Origin of the sequence: Dactylosporangium darangshiense (genome assembly GCF_039537565.1) — a bacterium.
Classification (GTDB): domain Bacteria; phylum Actinomycetota; class Actinomycetes; order Mycobacteriales; family Micromonosporaceae; genus Dactylosporangium; species Dactylosporangium darangshiense.
The window spans coordinates 335,410-359,183 of sequence record NZ_BAABAT010000005.1 but is presented as its reverse complement, the minus strand read 5'-3'; the positions used below and the strand labels follow the sequence as shown (position 1 = coordinate 359,183).

Sequence of the window (23,774 nt, the reverse complement as noted above, 5' to 3'; positions counted from 1 at the left end):
TGGCGGCGTGCAGAGCGGCGTTGAGTCGCTCGCGTTCGTCTCGTTCCGGGATGTCGGAGCTGGCTGTCGGATTGGTTGTGCCGTGGTTTCTCCGCAGGTGCGGGTCGGGCGGTGTCGCCTGGGCGGTCACTTGGTGGCGGCCGGGTGAGGACAGTTTCAACCTGAACGCGTCCGAGCCGCACGGGGCAAGGAATGGGCCGATAACGGGGCGACCGCGCCCGACGCCAGCCCAAGCAGCGGAGTGAGGGTCACGACGGTTCCGCGGCGCGTGGCGGGAGTTGCGCGGACGTGACGCGGGCCCGCGATCAGGCCAGGGTGGTGGTCCGTCCAGCTTCGGTGCGGAGCACCAATAGATCTGCCGAGAACGACCTGATCTGGCAAGCGAAGCGCAGCCAGTGCCGGAGCGAAGCGGAGGCATGGGGGGTGCGGGATGGGAACCCCCCGCCCCGCGCGAAGCGCGGAGGAAACACTGTGCCCCCGGCAGGATTCGAACCTGCGCTCCCGCCTCCGGAGGGCGGTGCTCTATCCCCTGAGCTACGGGGGCCTTGCGACCCCGAACAGATTAGCAGAGGCCCTCCCCGCCCCGCGCACTGGTTCCCCCGTGGCGGATGTGGCGGGGTGGGGCCGCTACGAAGACAAGGGCTGGGCGCCCAGGTCCTTCAGCTTTTCGGTCAACTGGGAGATGTCGTAGGACTGGGCCACGCGCATCTTCTCCGCCGCGTCGCGGACCTCCTGGCTTGAGGCGTCCTTCGCGGCGATCTCGGCCATGTGGATGCCGCCCAGGTGGTGGCGGAGCATGAGCTGGCACCACAGGGTGTCGAAGTCCTTGCCGGTGGCGGACTTCAGGCGCTTGAGGTCGTCCGCCGACGCCATGCCGGGCATGCGGCCGTCCGGCTGCAAGGTGTTCATGCCCGAGGGCATCCAGGACATGGCGCGGTTCGACGAGGTGGGGGAGAGGTGCCACTCGACCAGCCAGGTCTGCATCTGGCCGATCTGCCACTGCTGGCTCGCGGCGATGTCGTAGCCCAGGTTGCGGATGTCGTCCGTCGTGCCGAGGCGGTACGCGAACATGCCCATCTCGACCGCCTGGGCGTGGTGCACGCTCATGTCGCGGGCGAAGCCGGCGTCGATCGAGTCGTCGCCGGGGGCGCGCAGAGTCGGGATCAAGTAACCGACGGCGGTGCCGGTCACCAGCAGGAGGATCGCGGCGAGCACGCCCAAGCTGAGGCGTGCCCGCCGTGAAAGTTGCGCGAACACGGTGGCTAGTTGCCGCCCATCTGCGTCGTGCCGTCCTTGCCGAGGTCGCGCGGCGTGGTGCCGGTCTCGGTGATGATGTCGCCGCTCGAGCACGGGGTGCCGGCCTCGAGGCTGGCGTTCTGGCGCAGCGCCTTGATGAACTGGTCGATGCGGCTGTCGTCAGCGTTGTCGACCTTGAGCTGGAAGCCCCACGCCTGCAGCGAGATCGGCTTGTCCAGGTTGGTGTACGGGCTCATCAGCATGTAGTCGTTGCCGCGGACCCGCTTGGCCAGCTTCTCCACCTGGTCGGCGGGGAGGCTCGGGTTGTACGTGATCCACACGGCGCCGTGCTCCATGCTGTGCAGCGCGTGCTCGTTCGCGATCGGGGCCGTGTACACGTCGCCGAGGCAGCGCTGCCAGTTGGCGTTGTGGTTGCCGGCGACCGGCGGGCTCAGCTTGTACTGCTGCGGGCCCCACACGTGCTCGCGCTGGCCGACCATGGCCTTGTCGATCTTGTAGTAGTCCTGGATGCCCGAGATCTGGTCGGCGCGCTCTTTCCAGGTGAGGCCGTTCTCGTACACCTGGTAGCCGGCGAAGCCCACGATGCCCAGCGCCAGCACACCGACGGTGGTGAACAGCGCGATGGGGCCCCAGGACATGCCCTGCTTGACCTTGACCGGGGCGATCTTCTTGGCGGCCGGGCGGGTCGCGGTGGCGGGCCGCTTGCCGGCGCCGGCGGTGGTCTTGCGGGCCGGAGCCGACTTGCGCGGGCTGGCCTTCGGCTTTGCCGGAGCGGCCGGACCACCCTCGTCGTCGGAGTCCGAGATGTCCGAGTCGACCTCGGAGTCCGAAACGTCCGCATCCTCCAGCAGCTCGACGTCCTCGACGTCCGAGACGTCTTCGTCGCCGCCCTGCTTCGGCTTGGCGCCGGCCACGGGCTTGGTGGACGGCTTGCGGTTGCCGCCGCCGTGCTGGGTGCTCATGCTCATCTCGTCGCCTCGCAACGCTCAGCGTTGTGCTCGCTCATCGGGCCTCGTCTGGTCAACGGTCGGGGGTCGCGGCGGGGAACTGGTCACCCCGCCTTCAGGGGAAGTCGGTCCCAGCCGTCCCGCATTGTGACCAGCACAACGGGCCGCCGCCAAGTACCGGAGTCTACCCCCGATAACATTTGTCGGTGACTCCCGCTGAACTCGCCGTAGCAGTACTCGCAGCCGCACGGGCGGCCATCACCGAGCGTGACCTCGACACGTCCGTGCTCCCGGCGACGACCAGCGTGGAGCGACCGCGAAACCCGGAGCATGGTGACTATGCGTCCAATATCGCCCTGCAGCTGGGCAAGAAGGTCGGGCTGAACCCGCGCGATCTGGCCGCCGCGGTCGCGAAAAACTTGCAGGAAACTCCCGGGATCGATGCCGTGGAGATCGCCGGGCCCGGCTTCCTGAACATCCGGCTGTCCGCGGGCGCCGCCGGCGGGCTCGCCGGGCGGGTCGTGCGCGAAGGCCGGTCCTACGGGCGCAGCGAGACGCTGGCCAAGGAGAAGGTCAACCTGGAGTTCGTCTCGGCGAACCCAACGGGCCCGGTCCACCTCGGCCACACCCGCTGGGCCGCGGTCGGCGACGCGCTCGGGCGCATCCTGGCCGCCGCCGGCGCCGACGTGACCCGCGAGCACTACATCAACGACGCCGGCGTGCAGATGAACCGCTTCGGCGAGTCCGTGCAGGCCGCGGCCCACGGCCGGCCGACGCCGCCCGACGGCTACCCGGGCGAGTACGTCCAAGACATCGCAAATGTCATCAAGAGCCAAAATCCGGACATCATGCAGATGTCCGAAGAAGACCAGCAAAAAGCCTTCCTGGATGAGGCCTACAAAGCCATGCTCCGGGAGATGCGCGAGAGCCTCGAGCGGTTCGGCGTCCACTTCGACGTCTGGTTCTCGGAGAAGACGCTGCACGAGGGCGGCGCCGTCGAGCACGCCCTCGACGAGCTGCGCAAGCAGGGCCACGTCTTCGAGCAGGACGGCGCCGTCTGGCTGCGCACCACGGACTTCGGCGACGACAAGGACCGGGTGCTGATCCGCTCCAACGGCGAGAAGACCTACTTCGCCGCCGACGCCGCGTACTACATCAACAAGCGCGAGCGCGGCTTCGACCGCTGTATCTACATGCTGGGCGCCGACCACCACGGGTACGTCGGCCGGCTCAAGGCCATCGCCGCCTGTGCCGGCGACGACCCGCAGCGCAACATCGAGGTGCTCATCGGCCAACTGGTCAGCCTGCTGCGCGGCGGCGAGCCGGTGCGGCTGAGCAAGCGGGCCGGCACGCTGATCACCCTCGACGAGCTGATCGACGCCGTCGGCGTGGACGCGGCGCGGTACTCCCTGGCCCGCTCGTCCACGGACTCGCCGCTGACGCTGGACATCGAGGTCATCACCCGGCAGAAGAACGACAACCCGGTCTTCTACGTGCAGTACGTCGGGGCGCGCACCGCGTCCGTCGCGCGCTACGCCGCCGACCTCGGCCACGAGCGCGGCGACGCCTACGACGCGGCACTCCTGGTACACGAGAAGGAACTTGATCTTCTGAAGGCGATCGGCGACTTTCCTGGCGTCGTCGCCACCGCGGCGGAGCTGCGCGAGCCGCATCGCGTGGCACGCTATTTGGAGGACCTGGCCGCGGCCTACCACCGGTTCTACGACAACTGCCGGGTGCTGCCCCAGGGTGACGAGCCGTTCACCGACACCAACCGGGCGCGTCTGTGGCTCAACGACGCCACGCGCCAGGTGATCGTGAACGGGCTGGACCTGCTCGGCGTCTCGGCGCCGGAACGGATGTAGAGAACATGCGCGCACACGAGGCCGGAGCGCTCCACGCTGACCTGGGCTCGAACGGCCCCTCCTGGCTCCGCACCCCGGAGGACGTCAACGCCCTGGTCCCGATGTTGTGGCCCAAGACGGTCAAACGCGGACAAAACGGCGCACTGACCGTCGGCGGCGTCGAAGTCACGCAAATCGCCGAAAACCACGGCACCCCTGCGTACATCTTCGACGAGGAAGACTTCCGCGAGCGATGCAGGACGTTCAAGGAGGCGTTCGGCGGCGCCGAGGTGTACTACGCCGGCAAGGCCTTCATCGCCACCGCGATCGTGAAGATCCTGGTCGAGGAGGGCCTGAGCCTCGACGTGTGCACCGGCGGCGAGCTGGCCGTGGCCCTGCGCGGCGGCATGCCGCCGGAGCGCATCGGCCTGCACGGCAACAACAAGTCCGTGGAAGAGCTCACGATGGCCGTCGAGCACGGCGTCGGCCGCATCATCGTCGACTCCTTCGACGAGATCGACCGCCTCCAGCAGATCGCCATCAAGCTGGACAAACGTCCGAAAATCATGGTCCGCGTCACCGTCGGCGTCGAGGCGCACACCCACGAGTTCATCGCGACCGCGCACGAGGACCAGAAGTTCGGCTTCTCGCTGTCCGGCGGTGCCGCCGCCGAGGCCGTCGACAAGATCCTCGCCGACGACATCCTCGAGCTGCGCGGCCTGCACTCGCACATCGGCTCGCAGATCTTCGACGCCTCCGGCTTCGAGGTCGCCGCACGGCGGCTGCTGACGCTGCAGGCCCGCATCAGCGAGGTGCACAACAGAGAGCTGCCGGAGATGGACCTCGGCGGCGGCTTCGGCATCGCGTACACCACGCAGGACGAGCCCGCCGACCCGCGCGACCTGGCCGGCGAGCTGCTGCGCATCGTCAAGCAGGAGTGCGCCGCCCTGCACCTGAGCGTGCCGCACCTGTCCGTCGAGCCCGGCCGGGCGATCGTCGGCCCGGCGATGTTCACCCTGTACGAGGTGGGCACGGTCAAGGACGTCGACGGCATCCGGACGTACGTCTCCGTGGACGGCGGGATGAGCGACAACATCCGCACCGCCCTGTACGACGCCGCGTACTCCGCGACCGTCGCCGGGCGGGCGTCCGGCGAACCGCCGATTCTCGCCCGCGTGGTGGGAAAACATTGCGAGTCCGGGGACATCGTCGTGAAAGATGAATTCCTGCCGGCGGACGTCACGGCCGGAGATCTTCTTGCGGTACCGGGCACCGGCGCCTATTGCCGCAGCATGGCGAGCAACTACAACCACGTCCCCCGCCCGCCGGTCGTGGCGGTGGTTGACGGGGAGTCAAGGGTCATCGTCCGCCGTGAAACCGTGGACGACCTGCTGCGACTGGACGTGGGGTGACAGATGCCGCAATCGGTGAAGGTAGCGCTGCTGGGCTGCGGGACCGTCGGTTCCGAGGTGGTCCGCCTGCTGCACGAGCAGGAGGACGACCTCACGGCCCGCATCGGCGCGCCCCTCGAGCTGGTCGGCGTGGCCGTGCGGCGCCTGGGCAAGGCCCGTGACCTGCCGGTCGACAAGAGCATCTTCACCACCGACGCCCTCGGCCTGATCAAGCGCGAGGACGTCGACGTCGTGGTCGAGGTGGTCGGCGGCATCGAGCCGGCCCGCACCTGGCTGCTCGAGGCGCTGCACGCGGGCAAGAGCGTGGTCACGGCCAACAAGGCTCTGCTCGGCGAGGACGGCGCCACGCTGCACAAGGCGGCCGCCGACGCCGGCGCGGACCTGTACTACGAGGCGTCCGTCGCCGGCGCCATCCCGCTGCTGCGCCCACTGCGCGAATCGCTGCACGGCGACCGCATCACCCGGGTCACCGGCATCGTCAACGGGACCACGAACTTCATTCTGTCCTCGATGGACGCCACCGGCGCCGGCTTCGCCGAGGCGCTGGAGGAGGCGACCGCGCTGGGCTACGCCGAGGCCGACCCGACCGCCGACGTCGAGGGCTTCGACGCCGCCGCGAAGGCCGCGATCCTCGCCTCGATGGCGTTCCACAGCCGGGTCACCTCCGCCGACGTGTACCGCGAGGGCATCACCGAGGTCACCGCCGCCGACATGGCCAGCGCCAAGGCGATGGGCTGCACGATCAAGCTGCTGTGCATCGCCTCGAAGACCCACGGCGCCGTCTCGGTGCGCGTGCACCCGGCGATGATCCCGCGCACGCACCCGCTCGCGGGCGTCGGCGACGCGTTCAACGCCGTCTTCGTCGAGGCCGAGGCGGCCGGCCAGCTCATGTTCTACGGCCGCGGCGCGGGCGGCGCACCGACCGCCTCCGCGGTGCTCGGCGACGTGGTCGCCGTGGCCCGCAACCGCCTCGCCGGGGTCCGCAGCGCGTCCGAGTCGGCCTACGCCGACCTGCCGGTCTCGCCGATCGGGGACGTGCTCACGAGGTACCACATCAGCCTGGACGTCTCCGACAAGGCCGGCGTGCTCGCGGCCGTCGCGGGCGTCTTCGCCAGGCACGGCGTCAGCATCGCGACCGTGAACCAGTCCGGCCGTGGCAACCAGGCCGTGCTCGTCATCGTCACGCACGCCGCGCCGGATCGCGCCCTCGCCGCCACCGTCGCCGAGCTGCGGGCACTGGACATCGTTCGCGCCGTGGCGAGCGTGCTGCGCGTCGAAGGGGAGTGACCGCCATGTGGCGAGGTTTGATCGAGGAGTTCCGGGACCGTTTACCCGTCGGGCCGCAGACCCCGGTGGTGACGCTGCACGAGGGCAACACGCCGCTGCTGCCGGCGCCGGAGCTCTCCGCGCGCACGGGCTGCGACGTGTACCTCAAGGTCGAGGGCTCCAACCCGACGGGCTCGTTCAAGGACCGCGGCATGACGGTCGCGGTCTCCAAGGCCGTCGAGGAGGGCTCGAAGGCGATCATCTGCGCGTCGACCGGCAACACGTCGGCGTCCGCCGCCGCCTACGCCGCCCGCGCCGGCATCACCTGCGCCGTCCTCGTGCCGACCGGCAAGATCGCCCTGGGCAAGCTCGCGCAGGCCCTGGTGCACGGCGCCCGCCTGCTGCAGGTGACCGGCAACTTCGACGACTGCCTGGCGCTGGCCAGCAAGCTGTCGCTGGACTACCCGGTGTCGCTGGTCAACTCCGTCAACCCGGACCGCCTCGAGGGCCAGAAGACCGCCGCCTTCGAGATCGTCGCGGGCCTCGGCGACGCGCCGGACATCCACTGCCTGCCGGTCGGCAACGCCGGCAACATCACGGCGTACTGGATGGGCTACAAGGAGGACCACGCCGCCGGCAACGCCACCCGCCGCCCGCGCATGTTCGGCTTCCAGGCCTCCGGCGCCGCCCCGATCGTCAACAACGCCGTCGTGCGCGAGCCCAGCACCATCGCGACCGCCATCCGCATCGGCAACCCCGCGAGCTGGACGCGCGCCGTCGACGCCCGCGACGAGTCCGGCGGCATCATCGACGCCGTGACCGACCGCAACATCCTGCAGGCCTACCGCCTCCTCGCCCGCTCGGTCGGCGTCTTCGTCGAGCTCGGCAGCGCGGCGAGCGTCGCCGGCCTCCTGCAGGCGCACCAGCAGGGCCGCATCGACCCGGGCCAGACGATCGTCTGCACGGTGACCGGCCACGGCCTCAAGGACCCGGACTGGGCGATCTCGACCGCGCCCGCGCCGACCACGATCCCGGCCGAGCCGCTCGCCGCAGCGAAGGCTCTCGACCTGGCATAGGAACAATTGGCGGGACTCGGGTCCGTGCAACGGACGACCGTTGTTCCCACCAGACACCGCTGCGGGCCTGGCGGCCCTCCGCTGCCAGGTTCGCGGTGCCAAGGGCCGAAACCACTACGGTGTGAGGGTGCCACCCGCCCTTTCGGTCCTTACCCGCAACAAGGACTTCCGCAACCTGTTCGCCGCCGATCTGATCGGCCTCGGCGCCGACTGGTTCGTCATGATCCCCCTGCTCACCCTGCTGCCGCACCTGACCGGCACCGGCGTCTGGGGCGCATTCGTCCTCGCCACCGACACCGGCGTGACCGCCCTCCTGCTGCCGTACACCGGCACGGTCGCCGACCGCCTCGACCGCCGCAAGATCCTCATCGCCGCCGACCTGTCGATGGCCGCGTGCGCCCTGGCCCTCCTGCTCGTGCGCACCTCGGCGACGGCCTGGGTCGCGCTGGTCGCCGTGGGCGCGATCGCCGTGGCCAAGGCCTTCTTCGCACCGGCCGCCCAGGCGGCCCTGCCGAATGTGGTGGACCGCGAGGACCTGACGTCCGCCAACGCGTTGAGCGGCTCGGCCTGGGGCACGATGCTCGTCATCGGCGCGTCGCTGGGCGGCATCGCCTCGGAGGCCTTCGGCCCGTACCCGTGCTTCGCCTTCGCCGCCGCCCTGCTCACGATGTCGGCCATCCAGGTCTGGCGGGTGCGCCGCCCCCTGCAGGCCGAGCGCGAGACGACCCCGGCGCACCCGTTCGCGGCGATCGCCGAGGCGCTGCGGTACATCCGCGGAAACCCTCGCGTCGCGTCCCTGGTGACCGTCAAGTCCGCCGTCGGCCTGGGCAACGGCGTCCTGACCCTCTTCCCGGTCCTGGCGGCATATCTCGGGGCCGGCCCGCTGGGCACCGGCCTCCTCTTCGCCGCACGGGGCCTCGGCGCCCTGGTCGGCCCGATCGTCCTGCGCCGCGTCCTGACCCACCGCGCCTGGCTCCTCCCCGGCCTGGCGCTGTCGATGGCCGCATACGGCCTCGCCTACATCGGCGTGAGCATGCTGACCTGGTTCCCGCTGGTCCTGGCCGGCGTGGTCCTGGCACACCTCGGCGCCGGCGGCAACTGGATGATGTCGAACTTCGTACTGCAGGCCGAGGTCCCCGACGCCCTGCGCGGCCGCGTCTTCGCCACCGACTTCATGCTCGCGACGCTTTCGGTAGCGGCGAGCCAGCTGGCGGTGGGCGCTTTCGTCGACCACACCGACCCTCGCCTGCTGATAGCGGCGTGCGGCACGGTGACGCTGCTGTACTCGGCGGCCTGGTCCGCGGTATCGCTTCGCCGCCCAGCACCCGCCGCCTCCTGACCGCCGCCTTCGCGTCGGGTTCTTGCGGTTCGGGCTTCGACGGCTCGAGCCTGCGGGTTGGGCTTTCCCGACAAGTCGGGCGCTCCGCGCCCCGGCTTGTCGGATTTATACCCTGCCGGGCGACATTCAGTAGCGAAAAGGCCGCGGGCTGGGGCTTGCGTGGGAGGGCTATCGTGGTGATATCACTTCGATAGCCTTGAAGGAGTCGTCATGGAGCGAAGGGCGTTCCGGGTCTCGGGGTTCGCAATGCTCGGCCTGCTGCTCATCCTCGTGGTCGTCGCGACCGTCGCCGGCGCGACGCTCGCCGACGGTTCCGCGGCCGCGGTCATCGCCGTCGTGTCGCTGCTCGCGGTGCTGGCCATCAGCGGGTTCGCCGTGGTCAACCCCAACGAGGCGCGGGTCATACAGTTCTTCGGCCGCTACGTGGGCACCATCGCCGACGCCGGCTTCCACTGGACGGTGCCGCTGACCGCGAAGCGCCGTCTCTCGCGCCGGGTGCGCAACTTCGAGACCGACCGGCTCAAGGTCTCCGACGCCGACGGCAACCCGGTGGAGATCGCCGCCGTGGTCGTCTGGCGCGTCGTCGACACGTTCAAGGCGTCCTTCGGCGTCGACGACCACATCTCCTACGTCGCCGTGCAGGCCGAGGCCGCCGTGCGCCACCTCGCCACCAGCTACCCCTACGAGTCGCACGACGACGGGCGCGCCAGCCTGCGCGAGGGCAACGTGGTCAGCGAGGAGCTCACGATCGAGCTCGGCGAGCGCGCGGCGCTGGCGGGCGTGGAGATCCTGGAGTCGCGCATCACCCACCTGGCGTACGCGCCGGAGATCGCCCAGGCAATGCTCGCCCGGCAGCAGGCGAGCGCGATCGTCGGCGCGCGGTACAAGATCGTGGAGGGCGCGGTCGGCATGGTCCAGAGCGCGCTGGAGCGCCTGAACGAGCTCGAGGTCGTCGAGCTCGACGAGGAGCGCAAGGCGCAGATGGTGGCCAACCTGCTCGTGGTGCTCTGCGGCGACCGCAACGTCCAGCCCGTCGTGAACACCGGCACGCTGTACGGCTGAGTCGTGCCCGAACGCAAAAAGCTCCTGCTGCGGCTGGACCCCCAGGTCTACGACGCCATCGCGCGCTGGGCCGGCGACGAGCTGCGCAGCGTCAACGGGCAGATCGAGTTCGCGCTCCGCCTGGCCCTGCGCCAGGCCGGGCGCGAGGTCCGCCGCCCGGACGCCGCGCAAAACGCCGGCGCCGCCCAGGATCAGGGCGCCGCGCAAGACCAGCGCGACGCGCAAGGTGAGGGCGATGCGCGCGACGAGGGTGAGGCGCGAGAACGCGGCGACGCGCAAGTCGACGGCGACGCGCACGGCGAGCGCAACGCGCACGGCGAGCGCAACGCGCACGGCAAGGGCGACGCGCACGGCAAGGGTGAGGCGCAAGAACGGGGCGGCGCGCACGGTGGGGGCGACGCGGCGACCGGGATGACGAGAACAACCGGGATGACGAGAACGACCCGGGATGACCAGGAGAGCGAGGCGAGCGGCGACGAGGATCCCGAGGGCTGAGCGGCTCCATCCTCATGGTGAGATGTCCCGTATGGCCTTCCTGCACGACCCGGTCGTCGTTCGCGTGCCCGCGACCAGCGCTAACCTCGGTCCCGGCTTCGACGCGCTCGGCCTCGCGCTGACGCTCTACGACGAGGTCGAGGCGCGGGTGACGGCCGGCGGCGTCGCCGTCGAGGTGGAGGGCGAGGGCGCGGGGGAGCTGCCGACCGACGCGAGCCACCTCGTCGTGCGCTCGATGCAGCGGGCGTTCGAGGCGCTCGGCGAGCGCCCCGCCGGGCTCGCACTGCGTTGCCGCAACCGCATTCCCCAGGCGCGCGGGCTCGGCTCGTCCTCCGCCGCGATCGTCGCCGGCATCGTGCTGGCCCGCGCGCTCGTCGAGGACGGCGCCGCGCGCATGGACGACGCGGCCGCGCTGGCGCTCGCGGGCGAGATCGAAGGCCACCCCGACAACGTCGCGCCGTGCCTGCTCGGCGGGTTCACGATCGCCTGGACCGAGGACGGCGTGGCCGCCGCCGTGCGCCGCGAGCCCGCGGAGGGCATCCACCCGGTGGTCTTCGTGCCGGAGGGGCGCGGGCTGACCGAGGCCGCGCGGGCCGCGCTGCCCAAGACCGTCCCACACGCCGACGCCGCCTTCAACGCCGCGCGCGCCGCGCTGCTCGTGCACGCGCTGGCCGGCGACCCGTCGCGGTTGTTCGCGGCGACGGAAGATCGGCTGCACCAGGGGTACCGCGCGGAAGGAATGCCTTTGACGGCCGGTCTTGTCGAGCAATTGCGCGCTGATGGGGTCGCCGCCGTGGTGTCCGGCGCGGGCCCGTCGGTGCTCGCGCTCGGCGTCGATGGATGGACGCCGCGGCCGATGCCGGGATGGCGTGTTCTGCCGCTGGATGTCGATGTGACGGGCGCACGACTCGGTGGTGAGCTGGCATGAGGTACGCTGGAACACGCCGAGCGGGACCCTGTTGCCGCTGGCTAGCGGAGTTGATTACTCTCTAGTCCTACAGCAGCCGCTCAGTGCGGCGATCTCATGCGGGGCGGCGTGCTCCGATTTCCGTGGCACCCCTTGCGCACGCCCGGCCGCCAACCCGCGTTTCCTGTGGTCGCGCGCGCACGGCTGGGCCAAGGACGCAAATGGTGGCGTCCACGCCCACCGCAAGCGCTGCAACACCTCCCGCACGCACGCAAGGCGGGAGCACCCGCGGGCCGCCCGGCCACCGTTGCCACAAATCCGGGCAGCCCCGGCCTAACGAGGGAAGGAATCCATTGAGCGACACCACCGACGTCACGTCGGATGTCTCCACCGGCCGCGCCGCGGCCGAGGCCGACGGCGCCGAGGCCGGCGCGACCCGTCGGCGGCGCTCGGGCACGGGGTTGGCCGGCATGCTGCTTCCGGAGCTGCAGAGCCTGGCCGCCTCGTTGGGCATCTCCGGCACCGCCCGGATGCGTAAGGGCGAGCTCGTGACGGCCATCCAGGAGCGCCAGGCGGGCGAGTCGCGCCCCGCCGCCGCCCCGGCCGCGAGCACCACCCGGGCAACCCGTGCCACCCGCAGCGAGGCTCGCGCCGAGACCCCCGAGGCCGAGTGGCCCTCGGCCACCGAGGTCACCGAGCCGCCGGCCCGCACCCCTCGTCGGGCCACCCGCGCCGCCGGTCCGCCGGAGCCGCGGGCAGCCCGTGAAGAGTCCGCCGCCGAGCCGGCAGCACCCGTCGCCGAGCGCCCCAGCCGCGTGCGCGCCGAGCGCACTGAGCGGGCCGAGCGCGCCGAGCGTGCCGAGCGTCCGGAGCGCGCAGAACGGGCCGAGCGTCCGGAGCGGGCCGAGCGTCCGGAGCGGGCCGAGCGCGCTGAGCGGGCCGAGCGCAACGGCGCCGAGCGGCCCGAGCGCGCCGAGCGTGCTGTCGAGCGCGCCGAGCGTGCCGAGCGTCCGGAGCGCGGCGAGCGTGCGGAGCGGACCGAGCGCCCGGAGCGCGGCGAGCGCGCCGAGCGCCAGGAGCGCGCCGAGCGCAACGCACCCGACCGCGGCGACCGCGGCGATCGGGGCGACCGCAACCAGCGCGGCGGCTTCGTCGACGACGAGGGTGACGACGACGGCACGGGCCGCCGCGGGCGGCGCAGCCGGTTCCGCGACCGCCGCCGGGGCCGCGACCGCGAGGGCGCCGAGCCCGCCGGCCGCACCGGGGGCGGCGAGCCGCAGGTCAGCGAGGACGACGTCCTCGTGCCGGTGGCCGGCATCCTCGACGTGCTGGACAACTACGCGTTCGTGCGCACGACCGGCTACCTGTCCGGCTCCAACGACGTCTACGTCGCGATGTCGCAGGTCAAGCGCTACGGCCTGCGTCGCGGCGACGCGGTGACCGGCGCCGTGCGCCAGCCGCGCGACGGCGAGCAGCGCCGCGACAAGTACAACCCGCTCGTGCGCCTCGACACGGTCAACGGGATGGACCCGGAGGAGGCCAAGCGCCGCCCCGAGTTCTACAAGCTCACCCCGCTGTACCCGCAGGACCGTCTCCGCCTGGAGACCGAGCCGCACATCCTCACCACGCGCGTCATCGACCTGGTGATGCCGATCGGCAAGGGCCAGCGTGCGCTCATCGTGTCGCCCCCGAAGGCCGGCAAGACCATGGTGCTGCAGGCGATCGCCAACGCGATCACCCGCAACAACCCCGAGTGCCACCTCATGGTCGTGCTGGTCGACGAGCGGCCCGAAGAGGTCACCGACATGCAGCGCTCGGTGAAGGGCGAGGTCATCGCCTCGACCTTCGACCGGCCGCCGACGGACCACACCACCGTCGCCGAGCTGTCGGTCGAGCGGGCCAAGCGCCTCGTCGAGCTCGGCCACGACGTGGTCGTCCTGCTGGACTCGATCACCCGGCTCGGCCGCGCGTACAACAACGCGTCGCCCGCCTCCGGTCGCATCCTGTCCGGCGGTATCGACTCGACCGCGCTGTACCCGCCGAAGCGCTTCCTCGGCGCCGCGCGCAACATCGAGAACGGCGGCTCGCTGACCATCATCGCCACGGCGCTGGTCGAGACCGGCTCCACCGGTGACACGGTCATCTTCGAGGAGTTCAAGGGCACCGGCAACGCCGAGCTCAAGCTCGACCGGAAGATCGCCGACCGGCGTATCTTCCCGGCGATCGACATCGACCCGTCCAGCACCCGCAAGGAGGAGATCCTCCTCGCCCCGGACGAGCTCGCGATCGTCATCAAGCTGCGCAAGGTGCTGCACGCCCTCGACTCGCAGGAGGCGCTCAATCTCCTGCTGGACCGGCTCAAGAAGACCCGGACCAACGTCGAGTTCCTCATGCAGATCGCGCAGACCACGCCGGGCGAGTAATCGGCCGGCAGATACGACATACTCCGAACGCCCCCGCGCTCTATCGGCCGGGGGCGTTCGGGCGTCGAGGAGGCTCTCCGTTGGCCGTGGTCGGGTTACTGCTCCTGCTGGTCGTGGCGGTCCTGGTGATCACGCCGATCGTCATCGTGTTGCGCCGCCGTCGCTCCCGCCGCGCCGTCCAGGCGCCGTACCGCGTTCCCGCACAGCCCTTCGCCGCACCCCCGACGGCGCCGCCGGTCTCCGCCGCACCCTTCGCCGCACCGTTCTCGGCGCCCCCGCCCGCGCCCGTCTCGCCGGGTTTTGCCGCACCCGGCCCCGTTTCGCAGGGCCCGATTCCGGCCTCGCCGATCTCCGCGTTCCCGGTGTCCCCGGCCGCCGCGCCGGTCTCCGCGTTCCCGGTGTCCCCGGCCGCCGCGCCGGTCTCCGCGATGCCGGCCGCCGCCCCCGTCGTCCCCGCGATGCCGGCCGCCGCGCCGGTCTCGGCCGCGATGCCGGCCGGCGTGCCGGTCTCGACCGGGATGCCGAGCGGCCCGCACCTCGGCATCGACTTCGGCACCTCCAACACCGCGGCCGTGCTGCGCACCCCCGACGGCCGACGGCTGCCGCTGCTGTTCGACGGCTCGCCGCTGCTGCCCTCGGCCGTCTACGCGGATGAGGACGGCCGCCTCGCCGTCGGCCGCGACGCCGTGCACCTCGCGCGCAGCGCGCCCGAGCGCTTCGAGCCGGCGCCGAAGCGCTGCATCGACGACGGCCGGGTGCTGCTCGGCGACCGCGAGCACGCCGTCGCCGACCTCATCGGCGCGGTCCTGGCCCGCGTGCTCGACGAGGCGAGGCGCACGCTCGACGGCGCGACGCCCGCGGTCACCATCACCCACCCGGCCGCCTGGGGACCGACCCGCCGCGAGACGCTCGTCGCCGCGGCCGAGCGCGCCGGCGCACCGTCCGCCGCCCTGCTGCCCGAGCCGGTCGCCGCGGCCCGCTTCCTGACCCGCCTGCACGGCGCCGCGGTCGCGCCGGGTGCGGCGATCGTGGTGTACGACTTCGGCGCCGGCACGTTCGACGCCACCGTGCTCATCAACCGCGACGGGCGTTTCGACGTCGCCGCGACCGAGGGCCTCGGCGACACCGGCGGCCGCGACGTCGACGCGGCGCTGCTGCAGTACATCGCCAACGTGTACGCCGCCCGCGACGCCGCCACCTGGCAGCGCCTCGAGCGCCCGGCCACCCCGGCCGACCACCGCGCCCGCTGGACGCTGCTCGACGACGTGCGCACCGCCAAGGAGATGCTCTCGCGCGCCTCGTCGACGCTCGTGCACGTGCCGCTCTTCGACGACCAGCTGCTGGTGACCCGCGAGCAGCTCGAGGCCCTTGCGGCGCCGATCGTCGAGCGCACCGTCGCCGCGACGAAGTCGGCGCTGTGGTCGGCCGGCCCGGCCGCGTCCACCGTCGGCGCCGTGTTCCTGGTCGGCGGCTCGAGCCGGCTGCCGCTGGCCACGACGGCGCTGCACCGCGCGATCTCGGTCGCCCCGACGACCCTGGAGCGCCCCGAGACCGTGGTGGCCGAGGGCGCGACGAGCGAAGGCTAGAAGTCGTCGCTCGGCCGCCCCGGGACCGTGGTGGCCGAGGGCGCGACGAGCGAAGGCTAGAAGTCGCCCTCGGCCACCTGGAACACCGTGAGGCCGAGCGAGCGCCACATCCGCACCACCTGCTGGCGGTCGTCGAAGACGCCGATCACGTGGTACCGGCTGCGGATCTCCTTTTCGAAGATCTCCGCCTTCACCACCGAGTCGCGGCGCTGGTCGCCGGTGACCCGCATGAAGAGCGCGCGGTACGGCACGGCGACGTGCTCGGCCAGCCACGCCTCCGTCGCCTCGCGGCAGTCGTCGGAGCGCCCCGAGCAGAACACGACCTCGTGGCCGGCGGCGTGCATCGCGCGCACCGCGGCGATCACCGGCGCGTTGGGCCGGTCCTCGCCGACGCGGGTCATGTCGTACGGGCTGCGGCCGTCGAAGAGCGCGACCGTGCCGTCGATGTCCACCAGCACGGTCCGTGGGGCGTCCAGCGGCGGCTCGTAGGGCGCACCGAAGCGCTCGTCGATGACCGGGAGCGGGAGGGGAAGGGCGCGGCCCGCGAGGTACCGCTGATACATGGAACGGATGACGTCCTCCCCGACGCGCCCGTCGCCGTCGCGCAGTGCGTCCCGGCGGATGCACTCCTCCACCGGCACGTCGGTGAAGTCGCGCACCGCGAAGTGCGCGCCGCACTTGGCGGCGAGCTCGGCGAACTCGCGCACGACGCGGCCGCGCAGGTTGGTGTCGTCGCAGACCACGTGCGCGCCCGCGCGCAGCAGGCCCTCGACCGCGGCGTGGTGCGCGGCGGTGACCTCCTTCTCGGCGCGCCCGCGCAGCTGCGGGTCGGCGACGAGCCCGCCGTGCAGCATGCGGCGCAGGTCGTCGCGGTTGACGCGGACGAGGCGCGGCTGCTGCTTCGCCCAGGTGGTCTTGCCCGAGCCCGGCAGGCCACGCGTGATAGTCAGCGAGCTCATGCCGTCACCTCCGCCTCGCTCCGTACCGCTGATGCGTCGTCCTCGGTGGTCTCGCCGACGGGCGGGCGGACCTGCTGCCACAGCAGCGGCGTGTAGTCCTTGCCGTCGAGGCGCAGGAACAGGCAGCCGCGCCGCGGGTGGCGGGCGACAGCGAGCGCGAAGTCCTTGCGCGTCCAGCCCTCGGGCAGGGCGAGCACCGTCTTGGCGTACTCCCGCTCCACCTCGCCGATGAGCGCATCGACCTGCGCCGTGAGGCCGGCCGCGACATTGCTCGCCCACGCGTGGAACTCGTCCGGCAGCGGCTCGAGCAGCTCGCCGAGTGCGTCATTCACCATCGCCTCCCACACCACGCGCGGGTTGAGGCCCGTGACGATGCGGTGCAGCCGAACGTACTCGGAGTACTTGATTTTGACCCGGAGGTCGGTCCCGGTGAAGTGCACGACGAGCCCCTCGCGGTTCACGCGCGGGGGCGCCGCGAGCGCGTCGGCCAGCGTCGCGTACCCGAACGACTCCACCACTGGCCCCGGCCAGCCGGCCACGGCGTCCGGGCCGTGGCTGCGCCCGGTCGCGATGTCCACGACGCCGAGCAGCACGAGGTCGTCGAGGCCGCCGTAGTCCAGCACGATCCGGTTGGCCGGGTAGATGATCTCGAACAGCACCGTGCGGCCGGGCGGCGGCGTGAAGCTTCCGGCGTACCGCGAAAGCCACACCTTCGTCGCGTGCCGCGCCTGTTCGGAGTCGAACGACCCGCGGGTCGCCACGGCCCAGCCGTCCGGCGTCGGGAACAGCACGCCGAGCGAGCCGTCGGCCTTGTCCGTCACCGACACCGGCCCGTCGAGGTCCAGCTCCGGAGCGCCCGGCTGCCCGTGGTTGAAGAACTTCGCGAACGGCCGCGCCAGCACCCGCCCGTCGGTGGACACGACGAGCCCGCGGCAGGCGAGCGTCGCGGCGTTCCACACGCTCTCGTACTGCGTCTTCTCCGTGTAGTTGTGGATCAGCAGCGGCAGCGAGGGGTGGCGCTGGGTGCGGATGTACCCGCCGCTGATCATGTCGGCCAGCAGCGCCGGGTCGCAGAGTTCGTCGATGTGGAGGCTCATAGCGCGGTACAGCGTAGGTGAACCGCGCTCGCGAAACGACGAGATAATCGGCGGGAATGTCCGGCGGGGGTGTTGCGTTGTAGACGGCGGTTGAGATGCCGTGACCAGAGCATGGCAGACTTGACCGACGGCCAACCCAGGTTCCGGTTCACGCTCGAGTCTCGGGCGACCCGGCGACCGACTGATCGAAAGGACCGCGGCCATGAAGCCGGACATCCACCCGCAGTACGTGACCACTGAGGTCACCTGCTCCTGCGGCAACTCCTTCACGACCCGTAGCACCGCCAAGGGCGGTCAGATCCACGTGGAGACGTGCTCCGTCTGCCACCCGTTCTACACGGGCAAGCAGCGCGTGCTCGACACCGCGGGCCGGGTTGCGAAGTTCCAGCAGAAGTACGCGAAGGTCCAGGCCAAGAAGGCCGGCAAGTAGCTGCGCTTCCGGCGCCCGCATCGGCCCCGCACGGGGTTCGGTGCGGGCGCCGACTCTGTTTTCCGGCCGAATCGTCTTGAGGGACTGACGCGATGAGCACCGACACCCGGCTCAGCACGCTGCTGGCGGAGTACCAGGAGCTGGAGCAGAAGCTGGCCGACCCCGGCATCCACACCGACCAGGCGCTGGCCCGCAGGACGGGGCGGCGCTTCGCCGAGCTGTCGCCGATCGCCAAGACGGCGGGCGAGCTCGAGCAGGCCCGCGACGACCTCACGGCGGCGCGCGAGCTGGCGGCGGAGGACCCGGCGTTCGGCGGGGAGGCCGATGAGCTGGAGGCGCGCATCCCGCAGCTGGAGGAGCGCCTCGCCGAGCTGCTGGCGCCGCGCGACCCCAGCGACGCCAAGGACGTCATCCTCGAGGTCAAGGCCGGCGAGGGCGGCGAGGAGTCGGCGCTGTTCGCGGGCGACCTGCTGCGGATGTACCTGCGGTACGCCGAGCGCCACGGCTGGGTCACCGAGGTTCTCGACTCGCAGGAGTCCGACCTCGGCGGCTTCAAGGACGTCGCGGTCGCCATCAAGACGCGGGGCATCCCCGACGGCGGCAACGGTGTCTGGTCGCGGCTGAAGTGGGAGGGCGGCGTGCACCGCGTGCAGCGCGTGCCGGCCACCGAGTCGCAGGGCCGCATCCACACCTCCGCCGCCGGCGTGCTCGTCACGCCCGAGGTCGAGGAGGCCGGCGAGGTCGAGGTCGACCCCAACGACCTGCGCATCGACGTGTTCCGCTCGTCAGGCCCGGGCGGCCAGAGCGTCAACACGACCGACTCCGCGGTGCGCATCACACACCTGCCGACCGGCATCGTCGTGTCCTGCCAGAACGAGCGCTCCCAGCTGCAGAACAAGGATCGCGCGATGCGCATGCTGCGCGCCAAGCTCGTGGCCCTGGCCGAGGAGCAGGCGGCCGCCGCGGCCGGCGACGCGCGGCGTTCCCAGGTGCGCACGGTCGACCGGTCGGAGCGCATCCGGACATACAACTTCCCGCAGAATCGCATTTCCGACCATCGGATCGGTTACACGGCGTACAACCTCGACCTGGCTCTCGGCGGTGACCTCGACGGCGTCCTGGACGCCCTGGCAGAGGCCGACCGCAAGGCCCGCCTCGCGGGCGAGGAGCAGCTCAGCCGAGGGTGACCGGGGTCTAACGCCGACGTCACATTCCGGAAACGGTGCAGGGGCACGCTGGTCTCAGGTAGCGTTTCGTGCCGAACGACTTGCACCGAACGTGATCGCCGACACTCCGGGAGGGGTTCGCCATGCCGTCGTCGTCCCCCGTCGACATCTCCGCCGGTCCGCGCGCCGTGGTCGGCACCGCCGCGGAGCTGATCTACAAGGTGGGCCGCTCGGTGCTCGGCGCCGAGCGCGTGCCGACGGCCAGGTCGAACGCGTGGGCGGCGGTGTGCGCCGACCAGGAGCGGGCCCGCATCCGCGAGGAGAACGCGCGCATTCTGCTCTCGCGCTGAGGCACGAGCGCGCTTCAGCGCCGCGCGGTTCGCTTTCCGCGCTCGTTCTACGGAGGCGCTCCAGCACCACGCGATTCGCCGTCGCCACGTAGACGCAGGCATTCGGCCGTCGTGCTATGAGGAAGGCCGTAGGCAGGAAACCTGCGCCGCACAGCACCAATTTCGGCGCGAGCGCGGCCGTGCGGCCTTGATTGCGATTTAACCCCCGTCAGGGTATAAATCCGACAAGTCGTGGCGCGGAGCGCCAGACTTGTCAAAAAGCCCGAGTCGAGAACGTCAGGACGCGGCGCGCGGGCGTGGGGTCTTCGCGCGCAGCATCGCGTGGTCGGCCGCCTCGAACGCCTCGGCCACCGTCTGGAAGTCCTCGCCCGACAATCCCGCCCAGCCGATCGTCACGCCCACCGGCGTGCCGGGAACGAGGGACTGCCAGTCCTCGGCCGCCACGGCGTTGACGATGCGGCGCGAGATCTCGCGCGCCTCGCCCGGCGACGTCGTCGGCAGGACGACCACGAACTCGTCGCCGCCGTACCGCGCCACGAAGTCGCCCTTGCGCATCACGCGGTTGAGGACGGCGGCGACTCGCTGGAGTACCAGATCGCCGGAAAGATGACCGTGTACGGTGTTGACCTGCTTGAAGCCGTCCAGGTCGCACACGCCCAGGGCCGCGTGGCCGCCGGCGGCGACCAGCTTCGTGATGTGCTCCTCGAGGTAGCGGCGGTTCGGCAGGCCGGTCAGCGGGTCGGTCTGGGCCTCCCCGCGGTGGAAGTCGACCTTCCGCACGAGATCCTCGTGGTCGAGCAGCGCGGCGATGCCCTCGACGAACAGGTCGCGCAGCAGGTCGAGCTGCGTGTTGGCGGCCCGGTAGGCGGCGCGGTCGGCGTGGTAGGCCGAGCGGTAGTCCGCGGCGCCGAGGTGCGCCAGGGCGCGCAGCCGGTGCAGCTCCGCGGCGCCGAGGGAGTCGTCGCTGACCTGCGCGGTCTCGAGCCGGGCGACCGCCTCGATCGGGCGGCGCTCGGCGATGGCCTGGCACGCGGCGCCGAGGGTGCGCAGGTCGCTCGCCCGGGTGGACAGGCCCGCCGACTCGAGCAGCGGCCAGGGGTCGATGTCGGGCGCGGGCGCGCCGAGGGTGCCGAGGCGGACCAGCGCGTACCCCATCGCGCCGCGCGCCACCGGGCGCAGCCGGTCGACCTCGGCGTCGCGCACGCGGCGCTCGAGGTCGGTGGCGATGTCGCGCAGGATGCGCACGCAGCCCTCGCTGTCGCCACGGTGGTCGAGGTCCACGGCGAGGCGCAGGCGGATCTGCGGCGCGGCGAAGTCGGTGCTCGCGGTCGGCACGCCCACCTGCAGGGCGACCTCGCGGGCGCGCTCCATGGCGGCGTTGGCGTGGCCGTGGAAGCCGGTGTACGAGTACGCCATCGCGAGGTTGTGCCAACCCCACGCGGTCTTCTCGTCGGTGAGCTCGACGGCGCCGAGGGCGCGCGAGCCGTGCACCAGCGCGCGTACGCATGCGTCGAGCGAGCCCGTGCGCAGGGCCACGATGGCGGCCAGGGCCTGCAGCTCTCCGTACTGCGCGGGGTCCTGCACCTGGCGGGCGGCGGCCAGCCCGGCGTCGAGTGCGTCGGCGTACTCGTCGACGCGCCCCAGGTTGATGAGCGCGATCAGGCGCAGCTTCAGCGCCTCGACCCGCTCGTGCGGCGACTGATCGCCCTCCAGCACCCGTTCGACCACGGCGATCGCCTCGCCGATGTGGTCGTCGAAGAGAAGCCGGCGGGCGCGCGTCAATTCCGACGTGCGGTCGCCAACCGCCATCCGGACCCCCTTCCAGCGCGCCTCATGATTATGAGGTGCACCGCCTCGAAGATGACATGCCGGAACGCGCGTTGCCCACGCTTTCGACCGTGATCGCCGCCGCCTCCGCTGCGCTCGGCCGCGCCGGGGTCGCCTCGCCGCGCGTGGACGCCGAGCTGCTCGCCGCCCACGTGCTCGGCGTTTCCCGCGCCCGCCTGCTCACCGCCTCCGCGACCGCGCCCCAGGTCGCCGAGATCGAGCGCCTCGTGGCCCGCCGCGCCGAGCGCGTACCGCTGCAGCACCTCACCGGCGCCGCGCCGTTCTACGGGCTCGAGCTCGAGGTCGGCCCGGGCGTGTTCGTCCCGCGGTTCGAGACGGAGCTGCTGGTGGAGTGGGCGCTGGCGCGCCTCGGCTCCGCCGGGCGCGTCGTGGACCTGTGCTCCGGGTCCGGCGCCATCGCACTGGCCGTCGCCACGCAGCGTCCCGACTCCGAGGTGTACTGCGTGGAGCGCTCCGAATCCGCCCTGCCCTGGCTGCGCGGGAACGTCGATCGGCTGGCTCCGCGCGTGCGGGTCGTCGAGGCCGACGTGCGCGACGACGCATTTCTTTCCGGCATATCCGGCACCGCGGACATGGTGCTCTGCAACCCGCCCTACGTCCCCGAGGCGGCCCCCGTCGACGTGGAGGTCGCCGAGCACGACCCGCACGAGGCGGTCTTCGCCGGCGGCGACGGCCTGGACCTCATGCCCGCCGTGGCGCGCGCGGCCGCGCGTCTGCTGCGCCCGGGCGGCCGGCTGGCGATCGAGCACGACGACACCCAGGGGGAGTCCCTGCCGGCCCTGCTGCTGGCCGCGGGCGGCTTCGACGAGGTCGAGGATCACCGCGACCTCGCCGGACGACCACGGTTCACCACCGCCCGCCGAACCGGCGGCGCGGTCGCCTGGCAAGATGGCTCCCCGTGATGCTTTACGACTGCAGCCGGCTCGCCGAGCGCGAGCGCGGTATCGCCGCAGCGATCGAGGCCGTCGGCCGCGGGGACCTGATCGTGATGCCGACCGACACCGTGTACGGCATCGGCGCGGACGCGTTCAAGTCCTGGTCGGTCACCGCGCTCAACAATGCCAAGGGCCGCACCACGCCGGTGCCGGTGCTCGTCGGCTCGCGGCACACGCTCGACGGCCTCGTGTTCGGCCTGCCCCAGGCGGCGCGCGACCTCGTCGACGCGTTCTGGCCCGGCGCCCTGACGATCGTGGTCGAGCACGCCCCGAGCCTGCAGTGGGACCTCGGCAGCACCGACGGCACGGTGGCGGTGCGCATGCCGCTGCACCCGATCGCGCTGGAGGTCCTGCGCGAGACCGGCCCGATGGCGGTGTCCTCGGCGAACAAGCACGGCCAGCCCCCCGCCGAGACCGCCGCGGAGGCGCGCGAGCAGCTCGGGTACTCCGTCAGCGTGTACCTCGAGGGCGGCCCCTGCCCCGAGCCCGTCGCCAGCACGATCATCTCCGTCGTCGGCGGCGAGCACCGCGTGCTGCGCGCGGGCGCGATCCCGATCGAGAAGCTCCGCGAGGTCGTGCCCGACCTCATCACGCCCGAGTCCTGATGTCGCCGTTCAGCGTCCTGTGCGTCTGCATGGGCAACATCTGCCGCTCGCCGATGGCCGAGCGCCTGCTCGTCGCCGACGCGCTGGCGCTGGGCGCGGGCTCCGACCTCCTGTACGTCCACGGCGCCGGCACCGGCGGCTGGCACGCGGGCGAGCCGATGGACGCGCAGGCGGCCCGCCAGGTCGAGGCCCGCGGCGGCGACGCGAGCGGCTTCCGCGCCCGCAAGCTCCTGGCCGAGCACGTCGAGGCGTCGGACCTGGTCCTGACGGCGACGATCGAGCAGGTCGACTTCGTCGTCGCCCTGTGCCCGGACGCGGCCTCGCGCACGTTCGTCTTCGGCGAGTTCGGCCGCCTCATCCGCGGCATCGAGCTGCCGAAGTCCCTCGACGACCCGTACGACCGCGGCGTCGCCCTGGTCGAGGCGGCGGACACGGCCCGGGCGGGGGAGCGCCCGCGCGAGTCGGACGAGCTCGACGACCCGTGGGGCCGCCCGGACGCCTACTTCAGCCGGGTCGCCGACGAGATCCACGCCACCACGAAGCCCCTGGCCGAGGCCCTCTTCACCCGCTGAGCCGGGTCATTCCCGAAAAATCCGCCGCTCCGCAACGGATTTTTCGGACTTATCAGCATTTAGTGGGGCTGCCCGCGCGCCGCGCCCGCGCCCCGCGCGCCGCCCCCCGTGGCGTGGTGGCGCCCGCGTAATGGCCCGCGGGGCGGTCCGCGCTCCGTGCCGTGCTCCGTGCCGCACGGCGTGGGTGGCGCCCGCGCG

21 protein-coding genes and 1 tRNA gene are annotated in these 23,774 nt (G+C 72.0%); 16 read left to right on the top strand and 6 right to left on the bottom strand.

The annotated features are described in order from the left end of the window. Positions 1 to 472: 472 nt before the first annotated feature. From ABD901_RS13930 to ABD901_RS13920, 3 genes are all read right to left on the bottom strand, one after another. Positions 473 to 544 (bottom strand) — tRNA-Arg (locus ABD901_RS13930). An 83-nt stretch (positions 545 to 627) separates the two neighbouring features. Beyond that, positions 628 to 1,215 (bottom strand): DUF305 domain-containing protein, encoded by a 588-nt coding sequence (locus ABD901_RS13925; protein ID WP_345125486.1) that lies wholly within the window; start codon positions 1,213 to 1,215, stop codon positions 628 to 630. 47 nt (positions 1,216 to 1,262) lie between these two features. Further along, positions 1,263 to 2,219: a thioredoxin-like domain-containing protein gene (locus ABD901_RS13920; protein WP_345125484.1), complete on the bottom strand. Its 957-nt coding sequence runs from the start codon at positions 2,217 to 2,219 to the stop codon at positions 1,263 to 1,265. 191 nt (positions 2,220 to 2,410) lie between these two features. Between ABD901_RS13920 and argS the strand changes: the two genes are divergently transcribed. The 10 genes from argS to ABD901_RS13870 all read left to right on the top strand — a co-directional run bounded on the left by argS (position 2,411) and on the right by ABD901_RS13870 (position 15,614). Next, positions 2,411 to 4,069, top strand: coding sequence for an arginine--tRNA ligase (gene argS, locus ABD901_RS13915; protein ID WP_345125480.1), 1,659 nt, complete (start codon positions 2,411 to 2,413; stop codon positions 4,067 to 4,069). Between the two features lie 5 nt (positions 4,070 to 4,074). Beyond that, positions 4,075 to 5,460 carry a diaminopimelate decarboxylase gene (gene lysA, locus ABD901_RS13910; RefSeq protein ID WP_345125478.1) on the top strand — a complete coding sequence of 462 codons (1,386 nt, stop codon included), beginning with the start codon at positions 4,075 to 4,077 and terminating at the stop codon, positions 5,458 to 5,460. A 15-nt stretch (positions 5,461 to 5,475) separates the two neighbouring features. Next, the gene (locus ABD901_RS13905) at positions 5,476 to 6,747 is read left to right on the top strand and encodes a homoserine dehydrogenase (protein ID WP_345125475.1); all 1,272 of its coding nucleotides are present in this window, start codon (positions 5,476 to 5,478) and stop codon (positions 6,745 to 6,747) included. 5 nt (positions 6,748 to 6,752) lie between these two features. Continuing rightward, positions 6,753 to 7,802: a threonine synthase gene (thrC, locus tag ABD901_RS13900; protein ID WP_345125472.1), complete on the top strand. Its 1,050-nt coding sequence runs from the start codon at positions 6,753 to 6,755 to the stop codon at positions 7,800 to 7,802. Between the two features lie 127 nt (positions 7,803 to 7,929). Continuing rightward, positions 7,930 to 9,141: an MFS transporter gene (locus ABD901_RS13895; RefSeq protein WP_345125466.1), complete on the top strand. Its 1,212-nt coding sequence runs from the start codon at positions 7,930 to 7,932 to the stop codon at positions 9,139 to 9,141. Positions 9,142 to 9,351: 210 nt separating this feature from the next. Beyond that, positions 9,352 to 10,203, top strand: coding sequence for an SPFH domain-containing protein (locus tag ABD901_RS13890; protein ID WP_345125462.1), 852 nt, complete (start codon positions 9,352 to 9,354; stop codon positions 10,201 to 10,203). 3 nt (positions 10,204 to 10,206) lie between these two features. Next, positions 10,207 to 10,698 (top strand): type II toxin-antitoxin system antitoxin, encoded by a 492-nt coding sequence (locus tag ABD901_RS13885; RefSeq protein ID WP_345125460.1) that lies wholly within the window; start codon positions 10,207 to 10,209, stop codon positions 10,696 to 10,698. Between the two features lie 31 nt (positions 10,699 to 10,729). Next, positions 10,730 to 11,626, top strand: coding sequence for a homoserine kinase (thrB, locus tag ABD901_RS13880; RefSeq protein ID WP_345125457.1), 897 nt, complete (start codon positions 10,730 to 10,732; stop codon positions 11,624 to 11,626). Between the two features lie 332 nt (positions 11,627 to 11,958). Next, on the top strand, positions 11,959 to 14,028 hold the full coding sequence (gene rho, locus ABD901_RS13875; RefSeq protein ID WP_345125454.1) for a transcription termination factor Rho: 2,070 nt from the start codon (positions 11,959 to 11,961) through the stop codon (positions 14,026 to 14,028). Between the two features lie 86 nt (positions 14,029 to 14,114). After that, positions 14,115 to 15,614, top strand: a complete 1,500-nt coding sequence (locus ABD901_RS13870) for an Hsp70 family protein (protein WP_345125595.1) — start codon at positions 14,115 to 14,117, stop codon at positions 15,612 to 15,614. Positions 15,615 to 15,670: 56 nt separating this feature from the next. Here the strand turns inward: ABD901_RS13870 and ABD901_RS13865 are convergent, their stop codons facing one another. Both ABD901_RS13865 and ABD901_RS13860 read right to left on the bottom strand, forming a co-directional pair. Beyond that, complete coding sequence (locus tag ABD901_RS13865) at positions 15,671 to 16,573, bottom strand: phosphatase domain-containing protein (RefSeq protein WP_345125451.1); 903 nt, start codon at positions 16,571 to 16,573, stop codon at positions 15,671 to 15,673. Further along, positions 16,570 to 17,670 carry an RNA ligase gene (locus ABD901_RS13860; RefSeq protein ID WP_345125449.1) on the bottom strand — a complete coding sequence of 367 codons (1,101 nt, stop codon included), beginning with the start codon at positions 17,668 to 17,670 and terminating at the stop codon, positions 16,570 to 16,572. The genes ABD901_RS13865 and ABD901_RS13860 overlap by 4 nt, the downstream gene beginning before the upstream one ends. A 202-nt stretch (positions 17,671 to 17,872) precedes the next feature. On the opposite strand from ABD901_RS13860, the gene rpmE reads away from it, so the two are divergent. The 3 genes from rpmE (at position 17,873) to ABD901_RS13845 (ending at position 19,616) form a co-directional block, all read left to right on the top strand. Next, a complete protein-coding gene (gene rpmE, locus ABD901_RS13855) occupies positions 17,873 to 18,100 on the top strand; it encodes a 50S ribosomal protein L31 (RefSeq protein ID WP_345125447.1) in 228 nt (75 codons plus the stop codon). 92 nt (positions 18,101 to 18,192) lie between these two features. After that, complete coding sequence (gene prfA / locus ABD901_RS13850; RefSeq protein WP_345125443.1) at positions 18,193 to 19,287, top strand: peptide chain release factor 1; 1,095 nt, start codon at positions 18,193 to 18,195, stop codon at positions 19,285 to 19,287. Positions 19,288 to 19,409: 122 nt separating this feature from the next. Further along, positions 19,410 to 19,616, top strand: a complete 207-nt coding sequence (locus ABD901_RS13845; protein WP_345125441.1) for a hypothetical protein — start codon at positions 19,410 to 19,412, stop codon at positions 19,614 to 19,616. A gap of 276 nt (positions 19,617 to 19,892) precedes the next feature. On the opposite strand, the gene ABD901_RS13840 is transcribed toward ABD901_RS13845, so the two are convergent. Beyond that, entirely contained in the window at positions 19,893 to 21,425 is a 1,533-nt protein-coding gene (locus ABD901_RS13840) for a GGDEF domain-containing protein (protein WP_345125439.1), read from the bottom strand. 35 nt (positions 21,426 to 21,460) lie between these two features. On the opposite strand from ABD901_RS13840, the gene prmC reads away from it, so the two are divergent. Genes prmC through ABD901_RS13825 form a run of 3 tightly spaced genes read left to right on the top strand, consistent with a single transcriptional unit; the run spans position 21,461 to position 23,576 of the window. Continuing rightward, positions 21,461 to 22,366 (top strand): peptide chain release factor N(5)-glutamine methyltransferase, encoded by a 906-nt coding sequence (gene prmC / locus ABD901_RS13835; protein ID WP_345125436.1) that lies wholly within the window; start codon positions 21,461 to 21,463, stop codon positions 22,364 to 22,366. Continuing rightward, positions 22,366 to 23,004, top strand: a complete 639-nt coding sequence (locus ABD901_RS13830; RefSeq protein WP_345125592.1) for an L-threonylcarbamoyladenylate synthase — start codon at positions 22,366 to 22,368, stop codon at positions 23,002 to 23,004. The genes prmC and ABD901_RS13830 overlap by 1 nt, the downstream gene beginning before the upstream one ends. Continuing rightward, entirely contained in the window at positions 23,004 to 23,576 is a 573-nt protein-coding gene (locus tag ABD901_RS13825) for an arsenate reductase/protein-tyrosine-phosphatase family protein (RefSeq protein WP_345125432.1), read from the top strand. The genes ABD901_RS13830 and ABD901_RS13825 overlap by 1 nt, the downstream gene beginning before the upstream one ends. Positions 23,577 to 23,774: the final 198 nt, after the last annotated feature.

Coding starts and splice junctions, on each gene's coding strand:
- prfA (WP_345125443.1), top strand. CDS start 18,193: ATGAGCACCGACACCCGGCTCAGCACGCTGCTGGCGGAGTACCAGGAG.
- ABD901_RS13845 (WP_345125441.1), top strand. CDS start 19,410: ATGCCGTCGTCGTCCCCCGTCGACATCTCCGCCGGTCCGCGCGCCGTG.
- ABD901_RS13830 (WP_345125592.1), top strand. CDS start 22,366: ATGCTTTACGACTGCAGCCGGCTCGCCGAGCGCGAGCGCGGTATCGCC.
- lysA (WP_345125478.1), top strand. CDS start 4,075: ATGCGCGCACACGAGGCCGGAGCGCTCCACGCTGACCTGGGCTCGAAC.
- ABD901_RS13890 (WP_345125462.1), top strand. CDS start 9,352: ATGGAGCGAAGGGCGTTCCGGGTCTCGGGGTTCGCAATGCTCGGCCTG.
- ABD901_RS13840 (WP_345125439.1), bottom strand. CDS start 21,425: ATGGCGGTTGGCGACCGCACGTCGGAATTGACGCGCGCCCGCCGGCTT.
- thrB (WP_345125457.1), top strand. CDS start 10,730: ATGGCCTTCCTGCACGACCCGGTCGTCGTTCGCGTGCCCGCGACCAGC.
- ABD901_RS13825 (WP_345125432.1), top strand. CDS start 23,004: ATGTCGCCGTTCAGCGTCCTGTGCGTCTGCATGGGCAACATCTGCCGC.
- ABD901_RS13860 (WP_345125449.1), bottom strand. CDS start 17,670: ATGAGCCTCCACATCGACGAACTCTGCGACCCGGCGCTGCTGGCCGAC.
- ABD901_RS13920 (WP_345125484.1), bottom strand. CDS start 2,219: ATGAGCACCCAGCACGGCGGCGGCAACCGCAAGCCGTCCACCAAGCCC.
- thrC (WP_345125472.1), top strand. CDS start 6,753: ATGTGGCGAGGTTTGATCGAGGAGTTCCGGGACCGTTTACCCGTCGGG.
- ABD901_RS13865 (WP_345125451.1), bottom strand. CDS start 16,573: ATGAGCTCGCTGACTATCACGCGTGGCCTGCCGGGCTCGGGCAAGACC.
- rpmE (WP_345125447.1), top strand. CDS start 17,873: ATGAAGCCGGACATCCACCCGCAGTACGTGACCACTGAGGTCACCTGC.